Source organism: Pseudomonas sp. SWRI22, from assembly GCF_014268395.2.
Taxonomy (GTDB): domain Bacteria; phylum Pseudomonadota; class Gammaproteobacteria; order Pseudomonadales; family Pseudomonadaceae; genus Aquipseudomonas; species Aquipseudomonas paracarnis.
Window position 1 is genome coordinate 1,025,177 of record NZ_JABWQK020000002.1, and the last position, 17,704, is coordinate 1,042,880.

Consider the following 17,704-nt stretch of genomic DNA (forward strand, 5'->3'; position numbering starts at 1 on the left):
CGAATTGATGAGTACTGATGTATGCCAGCAAAAGTAGTGGTAATAGGCAGCTTGAACATGGACCTGGTCACCCGCGCCAGTCGCTTGCCGCGTGCCGGTGAAACCCTGATCGGCCAGACGTTCTCCACTGTGCCCGGCGGCAAGGGCGCCAACCAGGCTGTCGCCTCGGCACGTCTGGGAGCGAGTGTCGCAATGGTGGGATGCATCGGTACCGACGCCTATGGCAGCCAATTGTGCGATGCGCTGTTGTTGGAAGGGATCGATTGCCAGGCAGTCAGCACGGTGGACGGCTCCAGCGGTGTGGCGTTGATCGTGGTCGATGACAGCAGCCAGAACGCCATTGTCATTGTGGCCGGCAGCAACGGTGAGCTGACGCCTGCGTCGCTGCGAACGTGTGACGCTGTGCTGCAGGCGGCAGACGTGATCATCTGCCAGCTTGAGGTGCCGATGGAGACCGTTGGGTATGCGCTCAAGCGGGGTCGCGAGCTGGGCAAGACCGTCATCCTCAACCCGGCCCCGGCAAGCGGACCATTGCCCGCTGACTGGTATGCCTCGATCGATTATCTGATCCCCAATGAAAGCGAGGCCAGTGCTCTCAGCGGCGTAGCGGTCGACTCCCTCGACAGCGCCAAGGTCGCCGCGACCGCGCTGATCCAGGCGGGTGCTGGCAAGGTCATCATCACCCTGGGCGCCCAGGGCGCGCTGTTTGCCGACGGCAAGAGCTTTGAGCACCTGGTGGCGCCGAAGGTCAAGGCGGTGGATACCACCGCTGCTGGCGATACTTTTGTCGGTGGCTTTGCCGCCGCGCTGGCCGCGGGCCAGAGCGAAGCCGAGGCGATCCGTTTTGGCCAGGTGGCGGCGGCGTTGTCAGTGACCCGTGCCGGCGCTCAGCCTTCCATTCCTACGCTGCACGACGTACAAGGTTTTGTGCCCGCATGAAAAAGACACCTTTGCTGAATATCGCCCTGTCGCGCGTGATCGCGTCCCTGGGCCACGGTGACATTCTGGTCATCGGCGATGCCGGCCTGCCGGTACCTCCCGGCGTCGAATTGATCGACCTGGCACTGACCCAGGGCATCCCGGACTTCATCAGCACCTTGCGCATCGTGCTTAGCGAAATGCAGGTGGAAAGCCATGTTCTGGCAGAAGAGATCCTGCTGAAACAACCGCCCGCGCTGACCGCGCTAAATACGCTTACAGAGCAGGCTGCACTGGGCGAGCGACGCCTGCTCAGCCATGACCAATTCAAGCAATTGAGCCGCAATGCCCGCGCTGTGGTGCGCACTGGCGAGTGCCAGCCGTACTGCAATATCGCGCTGGTGTCCGGCGTAACGTTCTAGCGTCCCCCCTATGACAAGGAGTGCTTTATGCAACGTGGTCTACCTACCCTGAAAAACCTGTTCCGGAGTGTTCTGCTTTTGTCCGCGCTCACTGCTGCAAGCGCCCAAGCGGCGGAAAAAATCGACCTGATCATCGATACCGACCCGGGTGCCGATGACGTGGTGGCCTTGCTGTTCGCCATGGCCTCGCCGGAGGAGTTGAGCATTCGTGCGCTGACCACCGTCGCCGGCAACGTGCGCCTGGACAAGACCTCCCGCAACGCGCGCCTGGCGCGCGAGTGGGCAGGGCGCGAGGACATCCCGGTGTACGCAGGTGCGCCAGCGCCGTTGTTGCGCAAACCGATCTACGCCGAAAATATCCATGGCAAGGAAGGCATCTCGGGCGTCACGGTGCATGAACCGAAAAAAGGCCTGGCCGAAGGCAATGCAGTCGACTACCTGATCAAGACCCTGAGCAGCGCCAAGCCGCACAGCATCACCATCGCCATGCTCGGCCCGCAGACCAACCTGGCACTGGCGCTGACTCAAGCGCCCGAAATCACCCAGGGCATCAAGGAAGTGGTCGTGATGGGCGGCGCCCACTTCAACGGCGGCAATATCACCCCAGTGGCCGAGTTCAACCTGTTCGCCGATCCGGTGGCGGCGGAGATCGTGCTCAAAAGCGGTGTGAAGTTGACCTACCTGCCGTTGGACGTGACCCATAAAGTCCTCACCAGCGACGCCCGCCTGAAGAAGATTGCGGACCTGAACAACAACGCGAGCAAGGTCGTCAGCAGTATTCTGAATGAGTACGTCAAAGGCGATATGGAGCACTACGGCATTCCGGGTGGCCCGGTCCATGACGCTACTGTGGTAGCGTACCTGCTCAAGCCTTCGCTGTTCAGCGGTCGTGAGGCCAATATGGTGGTCGACAGCCGCGAAGGCCCGACCTTCGGCCAGACCATCGTCGATTGGTATGACGGCCTCAAGCAGCCGAAGAATGTGTTCTGGGTTGAGAATGGCGACGCCCAGGGCTTCTTCGATCTGCTGACCGAGCGCCTGGCGCGTCTGAAGTAAGTTAGCGGGGCGGCGCTCGTCGCCCTGTTCTATTCGCGCTCTTGGGCGCCCATGTAGTCGGCCGGGTATTTCTCGAATATCTGGCCGATGAATGCTTGCGCCGCCTGGGTGCCCAGTTCCTTGATCAACAGGTCGATACCAATGATCGCCAGTTCTTCCGGGCTTCCGGGGCTGTAGGAACTTTGCCCTTGGGGCCACTTGGCTTTGATGTCGGCTTGAAGCGTTACGGTGGTCATGGAAATCTCACGGGCTAAAAATGCGGGGGCAATGCACTGGAACGCCGTTCCAGAGGGGCGCAGTTAAGCATTTTGTACGCCATTTGGCACTGCTACTTAGGCATGAAGCAGCGGCTGTGCGACACTGTTGGCCTGTTAAATGGCCGGGAACACCACGTGCAAATCGATTTGAGCAAGCCCGACAACCTGACGCTGGACGCCGTGCGCCAATTGCTTGGCAGCGCCAGTGACGACGAACATACCCAGTTGCGGGTGACCAAAGAAGGCATCGCCTACATTTCTTCCGGCGTAGTCGGGGGAGCTGATATCGCTGGCCTGGTGTTTCGCCTGGAGACCTGGGCCAAAGGTTCCGGCTATGTCGGCAACGTGGCGGCCAGCGATGAAGTCTGGGTCATGCAGATTTTCAACGCGCTGAAGCAGAATTGGCCTACTCCTTCGTCGGACTACATCGATATCTACTGAATACGTTCATATCTAGTCACGATTCACCAAGCGATTGCAGGCCGTGACTCAGGCAGACTTGCCCACAGGCGGTTAACGTCTTGAAACCAATCGCTTTGAATGCTGTCGCACGATCTCTGTCCACTTTTTATCATAGGAGGCTTCATGCCTTGGAAGCTCGCATCATTCGGTACTTTGTTGGCTGCGCTCGCGTTGGCGGGTTGCAGTACCCCGGGTGCCTCTGAGCCAGGCAAAGCTGCCACTGTGACCGATGCCGGTCATAGCCGCTGTGAGTCGAAGGCCGCAGAGTTCGCCATCGGCCAGAAAGCCTCGCCCCAGTTGCTGGAGCAAGCACGTACGCGCGCTGGCGCGCAGAATGCACGCATCCTCAAGCCCAACGACATGGTCACGCTGGAGTATCGCTCTGACCGCCTGAACCTGAACACCGATGACAATCTGGTGATCAACCGGGTTAACTGCGGCTGATACGGCTTTTGCATCGCCCATAAAAAACCCCGTCACATGGACGGGGTTTTTTTAGCTCAGCGGAGAATTACTCGCCGCGAACCTGTGCAGCTTGCATACCCTTTTGGCCTTTCTCGGCCACGAAGGAAACGGTTTGGCCTTCTTTCAGGCTTTTGAAACCGTCGCTTTCGATAGCTTTGAAGTGTACGAACAGGTCGTCACCGCCACCTTGAGGAGTGATGAAGCCGAAGCCTTTTTCATCGTTGAACCATTTAACGGTGCCGGTTTGGCGATTAGACATGGTGTATCTCCAAGAAACATATATTTTCAGTAGTGCTGTGCTGCTCAGGCCAACTGGGCACACAGGGCTATCATAGTCGAAATGTTCGGCTTGGGAGCCCCCCCAAGGCACTGTTTGCTAATCAATCGCTTTGCGTTTGATCCGTTGTTCGGCTGAAAGCCCCGATTTACGGGGCTTCGCGACGAAATATCAGCTGTTAAAAAAAGCCGTAAAACCTGCATAATTTGTGTGAAATAGCAGTTTTCAGGCTGTTTTTTCAGCGAAATGACCGTCGAATCGTCAGCCAATCTTACTTTTTCTTCACCACTTTGCAGGACGAAATAGCCGCGACCGCTTTGTTTTTAAGCTCCGGGCTGGCGTTCTGGTTGGTCATCAATTCCTTGATCTCGGCAGTGCTCAATTCGGCATTGATCTTGTCAGCGCCACATTCACAGTGGGCTTTGGCAGTTTTGACGTCCACGTTCTGGCTGGCTGCGGCACTGCAGTCGTTGACGAAGGCGTCACGGGCGCCAGCTGGCCAGTTGGAAGGGGCTGCAGCCTGCGCGCCGAGGGAAAGGAGGCTCAGGGTAGCGGCGACAGCGAGGGTAGAGGTAAAACGCATCATGGGATGCTCCTTTGGGTCGAGGACGAACGGCGATTCTCAGTGGCTTTGAGGCCCTGCGTACAGCTCAAGTTCACTTTTGCAGCTATAAAGCCATGAATTGCTCTTTACCCAGCGCTTGGCCGACGCGATGACCGTTCATCTGTGCTAGCATCCTTGCCTGGCTATTTCCGGGCGCGCCATTTGCCGCCTTGCCAGGTTCTTTTTGTTCACTCCAGTCACTCTGGTTCGATTATCGGTTGGCCGAAAGGCTCCTGCCGCTGTAAGGCAGGCGTTCATTATTGAGCGGCCTGGTGTTGGATCTTGTACTGGCTCATCCCAACCCACGTGACCTTTGGTAGGGGTCACCACTAGGAGAGGAGGCGCCATGCCAACTATTACTCTTCCCGACGGCAGTCAGCGTTCATTCGATCATCCGGTTTCCGTAGCCGAGGTCGCCGCATCCATTGGTGCTGGCCTGGCCAAGGCCACCGTGGCCGGCAAGGTCGACGGCAAGCTGGTTGATGCCAGCGACCTGATCACCAGCGACGCCAGCCTGCAAATCATCACGCCCAAGGATCAAGAGGGGCTGGAGATCATTCGCCACTCTTGCGCGCACTTGATTGGCCATGCGGTCAAGCAACTGTATCCAACCGCCAAGATGGTGATCGGCCCGGTCATTGAAGAAGGCTTCTATTACGACATCGCCTATGAGCGTCCTTTTACGCCGGACGACCTGGCGGCCATCGAGCAGCGCATGCACGCGCTGATCGAAAAAGATTATGACGTCATCAAGAAAGTCACCCCGCGTGCCGAAGTGATCGACGTGTTTACTGCACGTGGCGAGGACTACAAGCTGCGTCTGGTAGAAGATATGCCGGACGAGCAGGCCATGGGGCTGTACTACCACGAAGAATACGTGGATATGTGCCGTGGCCCGCACGTGCCGAACACGCGCTTCCTCAAATCGTTCAAGCTGACCAAGCTGTCCGGTGCCTACTGGCGCGGTGACGCCAAGAACGAACAGCTGCAACGGATCTACGGCACGGCCTGGGCTGACAAGAAGCAACTGGCCGCCTATATCCAGCGCATCGAAGAAGCTGAAAAACGCGACCACCGCAAGATCGGCAAGCGCCTGAACCTGTTCCACCTTCAGGAAGAAGCGCCGGGCATGGTGTTCTGGCACCCGAATGGCTGGACTCTGTACCAGGTGCTTGAGCAGTACATGCGCAAGGTGCAGCGCGAAAACGGTTACCTGGAGATCAAGACTCCCCAGGTGGTTGATCGCAGCCTGTGGGAGAAATCCGGGCACTGGGCCAACTACGCCGACAACATGTTCACCACCCAGTCGGAAAACCGCGACTACGCCATCAAGCCGATGAACTGCCCGTGCCACGTGCAGGTATTCAATCAGGGCCTGAAGAGCTACCGCGAGTTGCCGATGCGCCTCGCCGAATTCGGTGCCTGCCACCGTAACGAACCATCGGGTGCGCTGCACGGCATCATGCGAGTGCGTGGCTTCACCCAGGACGACGCCCATATCTTCTGCACCGAAGAGCAGATGCAGGCCGAGTCCGCAGCGTTCATCAAGCTGACCATGGACGTTTATCGCGATTTCGGCTTTACCGAAGTCGAGATGAAGCTGTCCACTCGTCCGGAAAAACGCGTCGGTTCCGACGAACTATGGGATCGCGCCGAAGCGGCATTGGCTGCTGCGCTTGACAGTGCGGGCCTTGCGTACGATCTGCAGCCGGGTGAGGGCGCGTTCTACGGTCCGAAGATCGAGTTCTCGCTCAAAGATTGCCTTGGCCGTGTCTGGCAGTGTGGTACCCTGCAGCTCGATTTTAACCTGCCGATCCGTCTGGGAGCCGAATACGTCTCCGAAGACAACAGCCGTAAACACCCGGTTATGCTGCACCGGGCGATCCTCGGTTCGTTCGAACGGTTCGTCGGTATCCTGATCGAGCACTACGAGGGCGCGTTCCCTGCGTGGCTGGCTCCGACCCAGGCAGTGATCATGAATATCACTGATAAACAGGCAGATTTTGCCGCTGAAGTTGAAAAAACTCTCAACGAAAGCGGATTTCGTGCCAAGTCCGACTTGAGAAATGAAAAGATCGGCTTTAAAATCCGCGAGCATACTTTGCTCAAGGTTCCCTATCTTTTGGTTATCGGAGATCGGGAAGTCGAGATGCAGACTGTCGCTGTGCGTACTCGTGAAGGTGCTGACCTGGGCTCGATGCCCGTCGCCCAGTTCGCTGAGTTCCTCGCGCAAGCGGTTTCCCGGCGTGGTCGCCCAGATTCGGAGTAATTATTATTAAGCGTGAAATGAGACAAGATAAACGAGCTGCACCGAAAGCCCCGATCAACGAGAATATCTCGGCACGCGAGGTTCGGTTAATTGGCGCTGATGGCGAGCAGATTGGCATCGTCTCGATTGATGAAGCGCTTCGTATTGCAGAAGAGTCCAAGCTGGACCTGGTGGAAATCTCCGCCGATGCAATCCCACCTGTTTGTCGGGTGATGGACTACGGCAAATCTATCTTCGAAAAGAAGAAGCAGGTTGCCGCAGCGAAGAAGAACCAGAAGCAGATTCAAGTAAAAGAAATCAAGTTTCGTCCAGGGACGGAGGAAGGGGATTACCAGGTAAAACTGCGCAACCTGGTACGTTTCCTGAGTGATGGGGACAGGGCCAAGGTATCCTTGCGATTCCGCGGCCGTGAGATGGCCCACCAGGAGCTGGGGATGGAACTCCTCAAGCGGGTTGAAGCTGACCTGCTGGAGTACGGTTCGGTCGAACAGCATCCTAAGATGGAAGGACGCCAGCTTATTATGGTCATCGCCCCGAAAAAGAAGAAGTAATCAACAGGGCACGGCAGGCCTTCTGATTATGTTTATCAACTGAATGCGGAGTACCGAACATGCCAAAGATGAAAACTAAAAGTGGTGCTGCTAAGCGGTTTCTGAAAACTGCTAACGGCATCAAGCACAAGCACGCTTTCAAGAGCCACATCCTGACCAAAATGTCGACCAAGCGTAAGCGTCAACTGCGCGGTAGCAGCTTGCTGCATCCGTCTGACGTGGCAAAAGTCGAGCGCATGCTGCGCCTTCGTTAATTTTGGTTCAAGAATAGAGGAAGTAACTCATGGCTCGTGTAAAGCGTGGCGTCATGGCCCGTAAGCGTCACAAAAAAATTCTGAAACTTGCTAAAGGCTACTACGGCGCGCGTTCACGCGTATTCCGTGTTGCCAAGCAAGCGGTAATCAAGGCAGGCCAATACGCCTACCGTGACCGTCGTCAGAAAAAACGTCAGTTCCGCGCTCTGTGGATCGCTCGTATCAACGCCGGTGCACGTGTTAACGGTCTGTCCTACAGCCGTTTCATCGCTGGCCTGAAAAAAGCGTCCATCGAAATCGACCGTAAGGTTCTGGCTGAACTGGCCGTGAACGAAAAAGCGGTGTTTGCTGCGATTGTCGAGAAAGCTAAAGCCTCCTTGGCTTAAGTACCCCCGACAGTCACCCTGGGCTACTCCTGTGGCCCAAGGTGGTAAACGTCATAAATAGGGGAAGAGCCTTCAAGCTCTTCCCCTATTTTGTATCTGGAGTCTGTACATGGAAAACCTGGACGCGCTCGTCGCCCAAGCCCTTGAGGCTGTGCAAAGCGCTGAAGATGTAAATGCCCTGGAGCAAATCCGGGTTCACTACCTTGGCAAGAAAGGTGAATTGACTCAGGTGATGAAGACCCTGGGAAATCTGCCCGCTGAAGAGCGTCCGCAAGTCGGTGCGCTGATCAACGTCGCCAAGGAGCGTGTCACAGAGGTTCTCAATGCGCGCAAGGTGTCGCTCGAGGAGGCCGATCTTGCGGCCAAGCTCGCCGCCGAGTCCATTGACGTGACCTTGCCTGGTCGTGGCCAGGCGTCGGGCGGTCTGCATCCGATCACCCGGACTCTGGAACGTATCGAACAGTTCTTCACCCACATCGGCTACGGCATTGCCGAAGGCCCTGAGGTCGAAGACGACTACCACAACTTCGAGGCGCTCAACATCCCAGGCCATCACCCGGCCCGGTCGATGCACGACACCTTCTATTTCAACGCCAACATGCTGCTGCGCACCCATACCTCGCCGGTACAGGTCCGCACCATGGAAGCGAACAAGCCGCCGATCCGCATTGTCTGCCCAGGCCGTGTGTACCGTAGCGACTCGGATATCACCCATTCGCCGATGTTCCACCAGGTCGAAGGCCTGCTGGTTGATCGCGATATCAATTTCGCCGACCTCAAAGGCACCATCGAAGAATTCCTGCGGGTGTTCTTCGAAAAAGAGTTGGCGGTACGTTTCCGTCCTTCGTTCTTCCCGTTCACCGAGCCATCCGCTGAAGTCGACATGGAATGCGTGATGTGCAGCGGTAAAGGCTGCCGTGTGTGCAAGCAGACCGGCTGGCTGGAAGTGATGGGCTGCGGCATGGTTCACCCCAACGTGCTGCGCATGTCCGGGATCGATCCAGAAGAGTTCTCGGGCTTTGCCTTCGGCATGGGCGTTGAGCGTCTGGCCATGCTGCGTTACGGCGTGAACGACTTGCGTCTGTTCTTCGACAACGACTTGCGGTTCCTCGCGCAATTTCGCTAGTCGTAACGAATCTTTAGGAGAGCAGGATGAAATTCAGTGAACAATGGCTGCGTGGCTGGGTAAGCCCGCAGGTAGATCGCGACGAGCTGGTTGCTCGCCTGTCGATGGCCGGTCTTGAGGTCGATAGCGTTACGCCGGCCGCCGGTGTTTTCAGTGGTGTGGTGGTGGGCGAGGTGTTGAGCACCGAGCAGCACCCGGATGCCGACAAATTGCGTGTGTGCCAGGTCAGCAACGGCTCGGAAACCTTTCAGGTCGTGTGCGGAGCGCCTAATGTGCGCCCGGGCCTGAAGATCCCGTTCGCTATGATCGGTGCCCAGTTGCCGGGCGACTTCAAGATCAAGAAGGCCAAGCTGCGTGGCGTTGAATCCAACGGCATGCTGTGCTCCCAGGCCGAACTGCAAGTGGGTGAGGGCAATGATGGCCTGATGGAGCTGCCGGCCGACGCGCCAGTGGGTCAGGACATCCGTGTTTACCTGGAACTGGAAGACGCCAGCATTGAGGTCGACCTGACCCCCAACCGCGGCGACTGCCTGTCCCTGGCCGGCCTGGCCCGTGAAGTGGGCGCGCTGTACAACGCACCTGTCACTCGTCCAGTGGTCGCTGCCGTATCGGCGGTACACGACGAAGTACGTTCGATTGAGGTACTGGCACCAAACGCCTGCCCGCGTTACCTGGGACGTGTGATCCGTAACGTGGACCTGTCCAAGCCAACCCCGCTGTGGATGGTCGAGCGCCTGCGTCGTGCCGATGTACGCAGCATCGACGCTGCCGTCGACATCACCAACTACGTGATGCTGGAACTCGGCCAGCCGTTGCACGCGTTTGATCTTGCCGAAATCAATGGCGGCATCCGCGTGCGTATGGCCGAGGAAGGCGAGAAACTGGTGCTGCTCGATGGCCAGGAAGTCAGCCTGCGTGCCGACACTCTGGTCATCGCCGACCACACACGTGCCCTGGCAATTGCCGGCGTGATGGGTGGCGAGCACAGCGGTGTATCCGCGACCACCCGTGACGTATTCCTTGAAAGCGCGTTCTTCGACCAGATCGCGATCGCTGGCAAGGCTCGTTCCTACGGCCTGCACACCGATGCGTCGCACCGCTACGAGCGTGGCGTGGACTGGAAACTCGCCCGTGAAGCCATGGAGCGCGCTACCGGCCTGCTGCTGGAAATCACCGGTGGTGAAGCCGGCCCGATTACCGAAACCGTCAACGAACAGTTCCTGCCGTCGATTGCGCCGATCACCCTGCGTGCCAAAAGCGTTGAGCAGATGCTTGGCCTGGTCATCGAGCCGGCTGAAATCGAGCAACTGCTGTCCGCGCTCGGCCTGGGTATTTCTGCGGGCGGGGAAGGGCAGTGGCAAGTTGCAGTACCTAGCCATCGCTTCGACATCAGTCTGGAAGTCGACCTGATCGAAGAGCTGGCGCGCCTGTACGGTTACAACCGCCTGCCGGTTCGCTATCCGCAAGCACGCCTGGCACCGCAACCCAAGGCCGAAGCGCGTGCGCACCTGCCTGAACTGCGCCGCCTGCTGGTGGCCCGTGGTTATCAGGAAGCTGTGACCTATAGCTTCATCGATCCAAAGCAGTTCGAACTGTTCAACCCCGGCGTTGAGCCGTTGCTGCTGGCCAACCCGATCTCCAACGATATGGCTGCCATGCGTTCGTCGCTGTGGCCGGGCCTGGTAAAGGCACTTTCCCACAACCTGAACCGCCAGCAAGACCGCGTGCGTCTGTTCGAAAGCGGCTTGCGTTTCGTCGGCCAGCTCGATGGCTTGAAGCAAGAGCCGATGCTGGCGGGTGTTGTCTGCGGCAGCCGTCTACCGGAAGGTTGGGCGCAAGGCCGTGAGGTCGTCGACTTCTTCGACATCAAGGCTGACGTGGAAGCGGTGCTGGGCTTTGCCGGTGCGCTGGACGCCTTTACGTTTGTATCGGGCAGCCACCCTGCCTTGCACCCAGGCCAGACTGCACGTATAGAGCGTGAAGGTCGCCTGGTAGGCTTTGTGGGCGCCATTCACCCAGAACTGTCGAAAACCTTGGGGCTGGACCGTCCAGTCTTCGTGTTTGAGCTAGTCTTGGCTGAAGTTGCGTCGGGCAAGATGCCTAAATTCAGCGAGTTGTCGCGCTTCCCTGAAGTGCGTCGCGACCTGGCCCTGATCGCCGACCGTGAAGTCGCCGCCACTGCGGTTCTGGATGTAATCCGTGAAAATGCAGGGGAATGGCTGACAGACCTCAGGCTATTTGACGTCTATCAGGGTAAAGGCATTGATCCGCATAGAAAAAGCCTTGCAGTTGGCTTGACCTGGCAGCATCCATCGCGCACTCTTAATGACGATGAGGTGAATACCACGACGCAAAATATCCTCACCTCGCTCGAACAAAGGTTGAACGCCACGTTAAGGAAGTGACGTATGGGGGCTTTGACGAAAGCTGAGATGGCGGAACGTCTGTACGAAGAGTTGGGTCTGAACAAGCGCGAGGCCAAGGAATTGGTCGAGCTGTTTTTTGAAGAGATCAGACACGCTCTGGAAGACAACGAACAGGTCAAATTGTCCGGTTTCGGCAATTTTGACCTGCGAGACAAACGCCAGCGGCCTGGCCGCAATCCAAAAACGGGAGAAGAAATCCCGATCACGGCTCGCCGTGTGGTCACCTTTCGTCCAGGGCAGAAGTTGAAGGCCCGAGTTGAGGCTTATGCTGGAACCAAGTCATAACGACGAGCTACCCGTCATCCCAGGCAAGCGCTACTTCACCATCGGTGAAGTCAGCGAACTGTGTGCGGTAAAACCGCACGTGCTGCGCTATTGGGAGCAGGAGTTTCCTCAACTCAACCCCGTCAAACGCACCGGGAACCGTCGGTATTATCAGCGCCAGGACGTGCTGATGATCCGACAGATCCGCGCGTTGCTGTACGACCAGGGGTTCACCATCAGCGGCGCACGCCAGCGTATGTCCGGTGATGAAGCCAAAGACGACACCACCCAATACAAGCAACTGATCCGCCAGATGATCTCCGAATTGGAAGATGTACTGGTGGTGCTGAAAAAATGATTCAAGCTTTAAAAATACTTCCACATTTCAAAAGCTTGCGGTATATTCCGGTTCGCTTCGTTAAGAAGCGAACCCAGTAACACGCCTAGTCGGGGCGTAGCGCAGTCCGGTAGCGCACTAGCATGGGGTGCTAGGGGTCGAGTGTTCGAATCACTCCGTCCCGACCATTATTCCTGAGTAAAATCAGACACTTAAGCCGATCAGATGGATCGGCTTTTTTGTGCCTGCGCAAAACCCGCGCAAACTATCCGGTGATTTCGCTAATATTCACGTCCGGCATCGCCTCGGACCAGATGATTTCCTCGTGATCTCGCTGGTAGTTTTTGGTCATGCCCTCACTCGCATGGCATGCGATCGTCTGCCCATCCTTCCCGGTTTCCTTCAGCACTCGCGTCAAATACCGCTCCTCAATCTGCGTCCAGTATCCGTTGTCTGTGCTTGCTTATGTTTCAGCCGGGCCGACTTGCAGTACACAAGGGTATGGTGAAAGGGCCATCTGGGCGAGCTGTCGGAGCGGGAGGCTAACTGCGCGCTGATGTGGCTCTATTAGAGCGGAACGTCCGGATCGATCAAGGACGTGGCACTGCGGCAGCGCAGACGCTACGCCTGTGTCACCACAACTTCTTCACGGGTGTGTCGTGCGATGCCCAGTCAGATACTGGGCGCTGCCCCAGGCTCCCTCCGAGCAGCACAAGCGCCTGACCAGCAAGTAGTAGTTCGCAACCCAGGATCAACAACACACCAAGGAATTGTCTGACGCCCAGCGTAACCAGGGCGCCTGCGCGACCAGCTTGCTATTGCTGATCTCCGGCTGGCTGTCAGTTTTCCTCTGGGATTCAGTCAGTGGCTGCAATGAGCTCACCACTCGTAGCTCAATTGGCATGGTTCATACAGCTGTCGAGCAAACTTGACCCCGCGAATATTCTAAGAATTACTGTCATAAATGACGACGCAAACAGAGCCGTAATAGCTCAGTGCGCGTGTCAGGCTTACGCGCGTGCGGTTACCCGTTGGCTGGGCTTAAAGGATTAATTGGCAGCTACCGGTGGCAAGGTAATTTTGATCAGCTGAGGTGCAAAAAATAAATTTATCAATGGGTTACGTAATTTCTTGAAATAAACAGCTGTATGGATGTACAGTTGTTGGTGCGCCGATTTGGCGTAACTTAAATAATTACGAGGAGAAGCATGCCAATTTATAAAGATACCCCTTACGTTTTCACCCCCGACCCTGAAAATGACAACGGCCCTCAGATTCAGTCCTTGCTAAAAGCTGGCTACCGCTGGCTGCAAATCAATGGTCCTGAATGCCCAATTGGAACCACGGTCCTTCTCAACCGTGACGACAACTGGCCCTATAGCGGCCAGATAATCGAGCCGGCACCAGGCATCGACAAGGTGACAATTGACGTTTCTGGCGTTGGGAGAAATTCAGAACAGCCGACCGATCCTAGCTATGCCGGCATCGACTACCAGGGGAACGTGCGCCCGGGAAGCTACCTGACGGCTCCGGCATACGTAAATACCACTCAGATATCTGTCGCTGACACGACGCCTTATACAAATGGGTCGTGGATCGTGATCTCGGACGCATCCACAGACTTCGAGACCTACTCGATGCCGCTTGATGGGCCGCTCGAGGTGCGCCAAGTCATCTATGTATTGGCAGACTCTCTGATTCTTAACCGAGTTATAAAGCGTGATCACCCCGAGAACGCTATTGTTGCCTTGTGCGAACCCATCAAGAACGTTTACATTCGGAACCTCGAGTTCACCGGTAACGCCACTATCGGCCTGCACTTGCACTACGCGCAGCACTGTGTTTTCGAGAACATTACATCTGTAGATTGGACCGGCCGCTGCATGCTTTTGCTTGATAATGGCGGTGAGTACAACACTATTCTTAATAGTTACTGCACTGCGACGGAACCTGGTATTGAATCCGGTCAAACCGCATGGGGCGTAGTCATTGAAGGACAGGACTCTACCCGCGTGATCAATTCCGGCGGTGAGAACTGTGGTGTCGGGATGGGCATGAATTACAGTATTGATTGCGTGTCAATTAATGCGCGCGCGCAGCTCAATACAGTAAATGTTGGAGTTTATACATCGTCAATTCGGACTGGATTTCTCCGGCCCGCTGTTGAGGACGGGATTATTCTAGATACAGTGATCACGGATGATTGTGTGGATTGCTATATTGTCGAGCCACTACCTTTTTCGTGAATTTTTTTGTGAAAGGAAAGCCTGCAGAACGCGGGCTTTTTTATTGAGTAGATCTAGTGAACCTGCTTATCTGTGGTGACTTCCCTATGCTTGCGGCTATCCTTTTCCCCATACGATGAGTGGGATCTTCAACCGTCTTGTGGATGATCCATGAAATAAAAATAGTAACCGTCGTTTGGATGATCAGGGCAGGCATGGCCCCAATTCCATGGTCGATCATAATTCTCATGCCAACAAAGCCCAGTGCGCCATGGCAGGCATACAGCGGATAGCTGATGTTTGAAAAGAAAGTGAAGATAGGGCCGCCCGCCCAAGTGCTTGCAAAAAGATACATAACTGTGAAAACGGCAAAAGCCATAAAGTAGGCCGCTATTACTTCAAATGGCCATCCCTCGGTGAATCCACTGTAACCAAAAACGCATAGCATACTGATAGTGATGGCAAAGAGTTTTTCGCTGCTAATAAAACGCCGGTAGTGATAGTTGAATGCTACGCCAATCAGCATGAAGAAAATGTACTTTATCGGAAAAACGAAGGCGGCTAGCGCGCCGGCCTGGTGGATATTCCCCGGATAAAAGTTAGCCACCATCACGGTAGATACGCCTAGCACGAATAGAGGGAAAAGTTTCCCCCGGCTAATCATCGACCAGAACAGCAACACTACTAGATAGAATTTAACTTCAACCTCTAGCGTCCACACCACCCCATCCAGTGGCGCCGAGCTGCCGAACCAATCACGGAATAGGGACATCTGCATGAGCACCTGCGAAGTGGTATAGGGCGCGTTATTGCCCATATACGCGGCCGCTACGCTGAGGGCTCCAAGGGTGACAAGCAGGCCAACGGCGTACGTCGGCCAGATACGGAAAATACGTCCGATTACAAATTTTGTTTTTGCGAGAGCGCTTCCATTAAGGCTTGCGACAGAAATCGGAATGACCAAGCCGCTGATCAGAAAGAACAGGGCCACGCCAAAGCCGCCCATGTTCATGTTTCCTATAGGATTGAAGATTTCGAGCATCCAGGATGGGAATACAGGCTCAGTCAGGGGAAGCAGCCCGCCGTATGCGCCCTTGATGTAATTGAACATCAGGACGTAGTGGGCATTGACCACGCAGAGGGCGGCGATACCGCGCAAGGCGTTCGCAAAAGCAATCCTATGCATGATGATTCCTTTGTATTGCATTAATCGAGGTCCGTTCGAATCACAGTGACTGTAGACGTGTTTTGAAATTGCGACAGGGCATTCGGTAAATTTCGTTCGGCAGGACGCCGAGGGAGGGTGGACCGTTCCAGAACTAAAGGCGCAGTGCAGTCTTTAGCCCTGTCATTTCCTTGAGGTAATGGAGCGCTTTGCGCTTCGGTGGGGCGGTTTTTGAGAGGAGTTCCAAAACTTTTCGCTTTGGAGGGTTAGCGGTTGCGCCAGGCTCGCCTGTCAACCGCCGCCGCCATCACCGCCGACGGAGCCAGCGCCATAATGGCTGTGCATGCCTACCAAGCCTACGGCACCGGCTATGCCGGCGTTAAATGACGTTGCGCAGCTTAATGAAGCGCGGGTGTTGCTTGAATTGTCGGCACAGAAAATTTAGAGACACTCTGAATCCAGTAGCGGCGGTATTTGGTCTGGTCGGGAGGTACAGGTTTTTGGCGAGACCATGAGTGTTCAGTGTTCAGCGCCTCTCGGTAAGCCTGCCATTCCTTTGCTTCTGCAATATCGGCTGCACTTTTTTGGTCATCGAACCAACCCAAAATGTACACCTCCCCTTGATCGGCTCCATGTTCTACGAGTAGGTAAATGTCTTTCATAATCTAAATCCGCTGAAGCGTTTCTCAATTTCCCGGTAAAGGGAGTTTGATCGGGGTATCGGCCCAAACCCTGGTTAGTTTAGGTGGCTTTCACTAGCGCGTGTGCACTGTGAGAGGTTAATCCAGAGGAAGAGTCAGCTCACGGTCTTTGTTTCGTACGTTGCCCACGGCTGTGCCTACCTTAATGCATGAGGTCGACGGATCAGCCGCCCAAGGCAGCCTGGGTCAGTAGCAAGGCGAGGTTTTTATAATTGTGCTTGCTTGAAACGGCTGACCGGGCGCACCAAACCAAGGTTTTCGCGCAGTGTGGTGCCGGTGTATTCGCGCCGAAACAAACCGCGCCGCTGTAACTCGGGAACCACCCAGCGGGCAAAATCCTCCAGCCCGCCCGGCAAGTGCGGCACCAGAATATTGAAACCATCCGCCGCACCTTCTTCGAACCAGCGCTGCAGTTCATCGGCGATCTGCAGCGGCGTGCCGATCAAGCTGTAATGACCGCGTCCACCGGCAATGCGTCGGCCCAGTTGCGCCAGCGTCAGTTGTTCGCGTTGGGCCAGTTCACTCAGCAGTTGCTGACGGCTGCGCTGTCCGCTGTCGGTCAAGGGTAGCTGCGGCAGCGGCCCATCCAGCGGGTAGCCGGAAAGGTCGAAATTACCCAACATGCGCCCCAGCAACGCCACTCCCACCTCGGGTTCGACCAACGCCTGGAACGCTTCGAATTTGGCCTGGGCCAGGGCTTCGGTTTGCCCCACCACCACAAACACACCTGGCATGATTTTCAGCGAATCGGCCTCGCGCCCGTACTGGCCCAGGCGACCTTTGAGGTCGCCATAGAAGGCCTGCGCGTCGGCCAGTGAGGTCTGCGCGGTAAACACCACTTCGGCGGTCTGCGCGGCCAGTTCACGGCCGGTATCCGAGGAGCCGGCCTGCACGATCACCGGCTGGCCCTGGGGCGAGCGTGCCACGTTCAGGGGGCCTTTGACCCGGAAGTGTTCGCCCACATGGTCCAGCACGTGGCGTTTACTTGGCTCGTAATAGCGCCCGCTGGTCTTGTCGCGCACAAAGGCGTCGTCGTCCCAGCTGTCCCACAGCCCCGTCACCACCTGATGAAATTCCCGTGCGCGGCTGTAGCGTTCGGCGTGACCCAGGTGCTCGTCACGACCAAAATTCAGCGCCTCGGCCGCGTTATCCGACGTCACCAGGTTCCACCCTGCGCGGCCGCCGGAGAGGTGATCCAGCGAGGCGAATTTGCGCGCCACGTGGTAAGGCTCGTTGTAGCTGGTGGTGGCGGTGGCGATCAGGCCGATATGCTCGGTCACGGCACTGAGGGCCGAGAGCAGGGTGAGCGGCTCGAAATGATCCGAACGCGCCATCTGGCTCGCGACCTCACCGGTGGCGGCGGCGATGCTGTCGGCCACGAACAGTGCGTCGAACTTCGCCGCTTCCGCCACCCGTGCCAAATGCTTGTAGTGGGCGAAGTCCAGGCCAGCATTCGCCGGTACATCGGGGTGGCGCCAGGCGGCCACGTGGTGCCCGGTAGCCATCAGGAAGGCGCCGAGTTTGAGTTGACGGCTCATG

General features: G+C 56.6%; 21 protein-coding genes and 1 tRNA gene. 15 read left to right on the top strand and 7 right to left on the bottom strand.

Annotation, left to right across the window (positions count from 1 at the left end):
- Positions 1-21: 21 nt before the first annotated feature.
- The 3 genes from rbsK to HU730_RS22210 are packed head-to-tail and all read left to right on the top strand — an operon-like array spanning position 22 to position 2,396.
- Positions 22-939 (top strand): ribokinase, encoded by a 918-nt coding sequence (gene rbsK, locus HU730_RS22200; protein WP_186527092.1) that lies wholly within the window; start codon positions 22-24, stop codon positions 937-939.
- Entirely contained in the window at positions 936-1,340 is a 405-nt protein-coding gene (rbsD, locus tag HU730_RS22205) for a D-ribose pyranase (protein WP_034128236.1), read from the top strand. Before rbsK ends, rbsD begins: the two co-directional genes overlap by 4 nt.
- A gap of 27 nt (positions 1,341-1,367) precedes the next feature.
- On the top strand, positions 1,368-2,396 hold the full coding sequence (locus HU730_RS22210; protein ID WP_034128235.1) for a nucleoside hydrolase: 1,029 nt from the start codon (positions 1,368-1,370) through the stop codon (positions 2,394-2,396).
- Positions 2,397-2,425: 29 nt separating this feature from the next.
- On the opposite strand, the gene HU730_RS22215 is transcribed toward HU730_RS22210, so the two are convergent.
- The gene (locus HU730_RS22215; protein ID WP_186527091.1) at positions 2,426-2,632 is read right to left on the bottom strand and encodes a hypothetical protein; all 207 of its coding nucleotides are present in this window, start codon (positions 2,630-2,632) and stop codon (positions 2,426-2,428) included.
- 156 nt (positions 2,633-2,788) lie between these two features.
- Between HU730_RS22215 and HU730_RS22220 the strand changes: the two genes are divergently transcribed.
- Both HU730_RS22220 and HU730_RS22225 read left to right on the top strand, forming a co-directional pair.
- Positions 2,789-3,094: a hypothetical protein gene (locus HU730_RS22220; protein WP_034128280.1), complete on the top strand. Its 306-nt coding sequence runs from the start codon at positions 2,789-2,791 to the stop codon at positions 3,092-3,094.
- Between the two features lie 144 nt (positions 3,095-3,238).
- The gene (locus HU730_RS22225; protein ID WP_054898318.1) at positions 3,239-3,559 is read left to right on the top strand and encodes an I78 family peptidase inhibitor; all 321 of its coding nucleotides are present in this window, start codon (positions 3,239-3,241) and stop codon (positions 3,557-3,559) included.
- A gap of 67 nt (positions 3,560-3,626) precedes the next feature.
- Here the strand turns inward: HU730_RS22225 and HU730_RS22230 are convergent, their stop codons facing one another.
- Both HU730_RS22230 and HU730_RS22235 read right to left on the bottom strand, forming a co-directional pair.
- Positions 3,627-3,839, bottom strand: a complete 213-nt coding sequence (locus HU730_RS22230) for a cold-shock protein (RefSeq protein ID WP_003234260.1) — start codon at positions 3,837-3,839, stop codon at positions 3,627-3,629.
- A gap of 289 nt (positions 3,840-4,128) precedes the next feature.
- Entirely contained in the window at positions 4,129-4,443 is a 315-nt protein-coding gene (locus HU730_RS22235; protein WP_019820908.1) for a hypothetical protein, read from the bottom strand.
- 364 nt (positions 4,444-4,807) lie between these two features.
- Here HU730_RS22235 and thrS point away from each other — a divergent pair, with 364 nt between their 5' ends.
- The 9 genes from thrS (at position 4,808) to HU730_RS22280 (ending at position 12,262) form a co-directional block, all read left to right on the top strand.
- On the top strand, positions 4,808-6,730 hold the full coding sequence (gene thrS, locus HU730_RS22240; protein ID WP_003192490.1) for a threonine--tRNA ligase: 1,923 nt from the start codon (positions 4,808-4,810) through the stop codon (positions 6,728-6,730).
- A complete protein-coding gene (gene infC / locus HU730_RS22245; protein ID WP_015884933.1) occupies positions 6,730-7,281 on the top strand; it encodes a translation initiation factor IF-3 in 552 nt (183 codons plus the stop codon). The genes thrS and infC overlap by 1 nt, the downstream gene beginning before the upstream one ends.
- Positions 7,282-7,340: 59 nt before the next feature.
- Complete coding sequence (gene rpmI / locus HU730_RS22250) at positions 7,341-7,535, top strand: 50S ribosomal protein L35 (protein ID WP_002553160.1); 195 nt, start codon at positions 7,341-7,343, stop codon at positions 7,533-7,535.
- A gap of 29 nt (positions 7,536-7,564) precedes the next feature.
- Positions 7,565-7,921, top strand: a complete 357-nt coding sequence (rplT, locus tag HU730_RS22255; protein ID WP_003192488.1) for a 50S ribosomal protein L20 — start codon at positions 7,565-7,567, stop codon at positions 7,919-7,921.
- A 109-nt stretch (positions 7,922-8,030) separates the two neighbouring features.
- The gene (gene pheS, locus HU730_RS22260) at positions 8,031-9,047 is read left to right on the top strand and encodes a phenylalanine--tRNA ligase subunit alpha (protein ID WP_186527090.1); all 1,017 of its coding nucleotides are present in this window, start codon (positions 8,031-8,033) and stop codon (positions 9,045-9,047) included.
- A 26-nt stretch (positions 9,048-9,073) separates the two neighbouring features.
- Entirely contained in the window at positions 9,074-11,452 is a 2,379-nt protein-coding gene (gene pheT, locus HU730_RS22265; protein ID WP_186527089.1) for a phenylalanine--tRNA ligase subunit beta, read from the top strand.
- A gap of 3 nt (positions 11,453-11,455) precedes the next feature.
- Entirely contained in the window at positions 11,456-11,758 is a 303-nt protein-coding gene (ihfA, locus tag HU730_RS22270) for an integration host factor subunit alpha (RefSeq protein ID WP_002553164.1), read from the top strand.
- On the top strand, positions 11,739-12,095 hold the full coding sequence (locus tag HU730_RS22275; RefSeq protein WP_003174972.1) for a MerR family transcriptional regulator: 357 nt from the start codon (positions 11,739-11,741) through the stop codon (positions 12,093-12,095). Before ihfA ends, HU730_RS22275 begins: the two co-directional genes overlap by 20 nt.
- Positions 12,096-12,185: 90 nt before the next feature.
- Positions 12,186-12,262 (top strand) — tRNA-Pro (locus tag HU730_RS22280).
- Between the two features lie 77 nt (positions 12,263-12,339).
- Here HU730_RS22280 and HU730_RS22285 read toward each other — a convergent pair.
- Complete coding sequence (locus HU730_RS22285; protein ID WP_230633866.1) at positions 12,340-12,492, bottom strand: hypothetical protein; 153 nt, start codon at positions 12,490-12,492, stop codon at positions 12,340-12,342.
- A gap of 790 nt (positions 12,493-13,282) precedes the next feature.
- Between HU730_RS22285 and HU730_RS22290 the strand changes: the two genes are divergently transcribed.
- Complete coding sequence (locus HU730_RS22290; RefSeq protein ID WP_034128231.1) at positions 13,283-14,320, top strand: hypothetical protein; 1,038 nt, start codon at positions 13,283-13,285, stop codon at positions 14,318-14,320.
- Between the two features lie 40 nt (positions 14,321-14,360).
- Here HU730_RS22290 and HU730_RS22295 read toward each other — a convergent pair whose 3' ends face one another.
- The 3 genes from HU730_RS22295 to HU730_RS22305 form a co-directional block, all read right to left on the bottom strand.
- Positions 14,361-15,506: an acyltransferase gene (locus HU730_RS22295; RefSeq protein ID WP_230633865.1), complete on the bottom strand. Its 1,146-nt coding sequence runs from the start codon at positions 15,504-15,506 to the stop codon at positions 14,361-14,363.
- Between the two features lie 356 nt (positions 15,507-15,862).
- On the bottom strand, positions 15,863-16,126 hold the full coding sequence (locus HU730_RS22300) for a hypothetical protein (protein WP_080751120.1): 264 nt from the start codon (positions 16,124-16,126) through the stop codon (positions 15,863-15,865).
- A 245-nt stretch (positions 16,127-16,371) separates the two neighbouring features.
- Positions 16,372-17,703: an LLM class flavin-dependent oxidoreductase gene (locus HU730_RS22305; protein ID WP_186527088.1), complete on the bottom strand. Its 1,332-nt coding sequence runs from the start codon at positions 17,701-17,703 to the stop codon at positions 16,372-16,374.
- Position 17,704 lies beyond the last annotated feature (1 nt).

Excerpts from the sequence above, each read along its gene's own strand:
- thrS (WP_003192490.1), top strand. The coding sequence starts at position 4,808 with ATGCCAACTATTACTCTTCCCGACGGCAGTCAGCGTTCATTCGATCAT.
- HU730_RS22215 (WP_186527091.1), bottom strand. The coding sequence starts at position 2,632 with ATGACCACCGTAACGCTTCAAGCCGACATCAAAGCCAAGTGGCCCCAA.
- HU730_RS22235 (WP_019820908.1), bottom strand. The coding sequence starts at position 4,443 with ATGATGCGTTTTACCTCTACCCTCGCTGTCGCCGCTACCCTGAGCCTC.
- rpmI (WP_002553160.1), top strand. The coding sequence starts at position 7,341 with ATGCCAAAGATGAAAACTAAAAGTGGTGCTGCTAAGCGGTTTCTGAAA.
- HU730_RS22305 (WP_186527088.1), bottom strand. The coding sequence starts at position 17,703 with ATGAGCCGTCAACTCAAACTCGGCGCCTTCCTGATGGCTACCGGGCAC.
- HU730_RS22295 (WP_230633865.1), bottom strand. The coding sequence starts at position 15,506 with ATGCAATACAAAGGAATCATCATGCATAGGATTGCTTTTGCGAACGCC.
- HU730_RS22225 (WP_054898318.1), top strand. The coding sequence starts at position 3,239 with ATGCCTTGGAAGCTCGCATCATTCGGTACTTTGTTGGCTGCGCTCGCG.
- HU730_RS22275 (WP_003174972.1), top strand. The coding sequence starts at position 11,739 with ATGCTGGAACCAAGTCATAACGACGAGCTACCCGTCATCCCAGGCAAG.
- HU730_RS22290 (WP_034128231.1), top strand. The coding sequence starts at position 13,283 with ATGCCAATTTATAAAGATACCCCTTACGTTTTCACCCCCGACCCTGAA.
- pheS (WP_186527090.1), top strand. The coding sequence starts at position 8,031 with ATGGAAAACCTGGACGCGCTCGTCGCCCAAGCCCTTGAGGCTGTGCAA.
- rbsD (WP_034128236.1), top strand. The coding sequence starts at position 936 with ATGAAAAAGACACCTTTGCTGAATATCGCCCTGTCGCGCGTGATCGCG.
- HU730_RS22230 (WP_003234260.1), bottom strand. The coding sequence starts at position 3,839 with ATGTCTAATCGCCAAACCGGCACCGTTAAATGGTTCAACGATGAAAAA.
- HU730_RS22210 (WP_034128235.1), top strand. The coding sequence starts at position 1,368 with ATGCAACGTGGTCTACCTACCCTGAAAAACCTGTTCCGGAGTGTTCTG.
- ihfA (WP_002553164.1), top strand. The coding sequence starts at position 11,456 with ATGGGGGCTTTGACGAAAGCTGAGATGGCGGAACGTCTGTACGAAGAG.
- HU730_RS22300 (WP_080751120.1), bottom strand. The coding sequence starts at position 16,126 with ATGAAAGACATTTACCTACTCGTAGAACATGGAGCCGATCAAGGGGAG.
- rbsK (WP_186527092.1), top strand. The coding sequence starts at position 22 with ATGCCAGCAAAAGTAGTGGTAATAGGCAGCTTGAACATGGACCTGGTC.
- rplT (WP_003192488.1), top strand. The coding sequence starts at position 7,565 with ATGGCTCGTGTAAAGCGTGGCGTCATGGCCCGTAAGCGTCACAAAAAA.
- pheT (WP_186527089.1), top strand. The coding sequence starts at position 9,074 with ATGAAATTCAGTGAACAATGGCTGCGTGGCTGGGTAAGCCCGCAGGTA.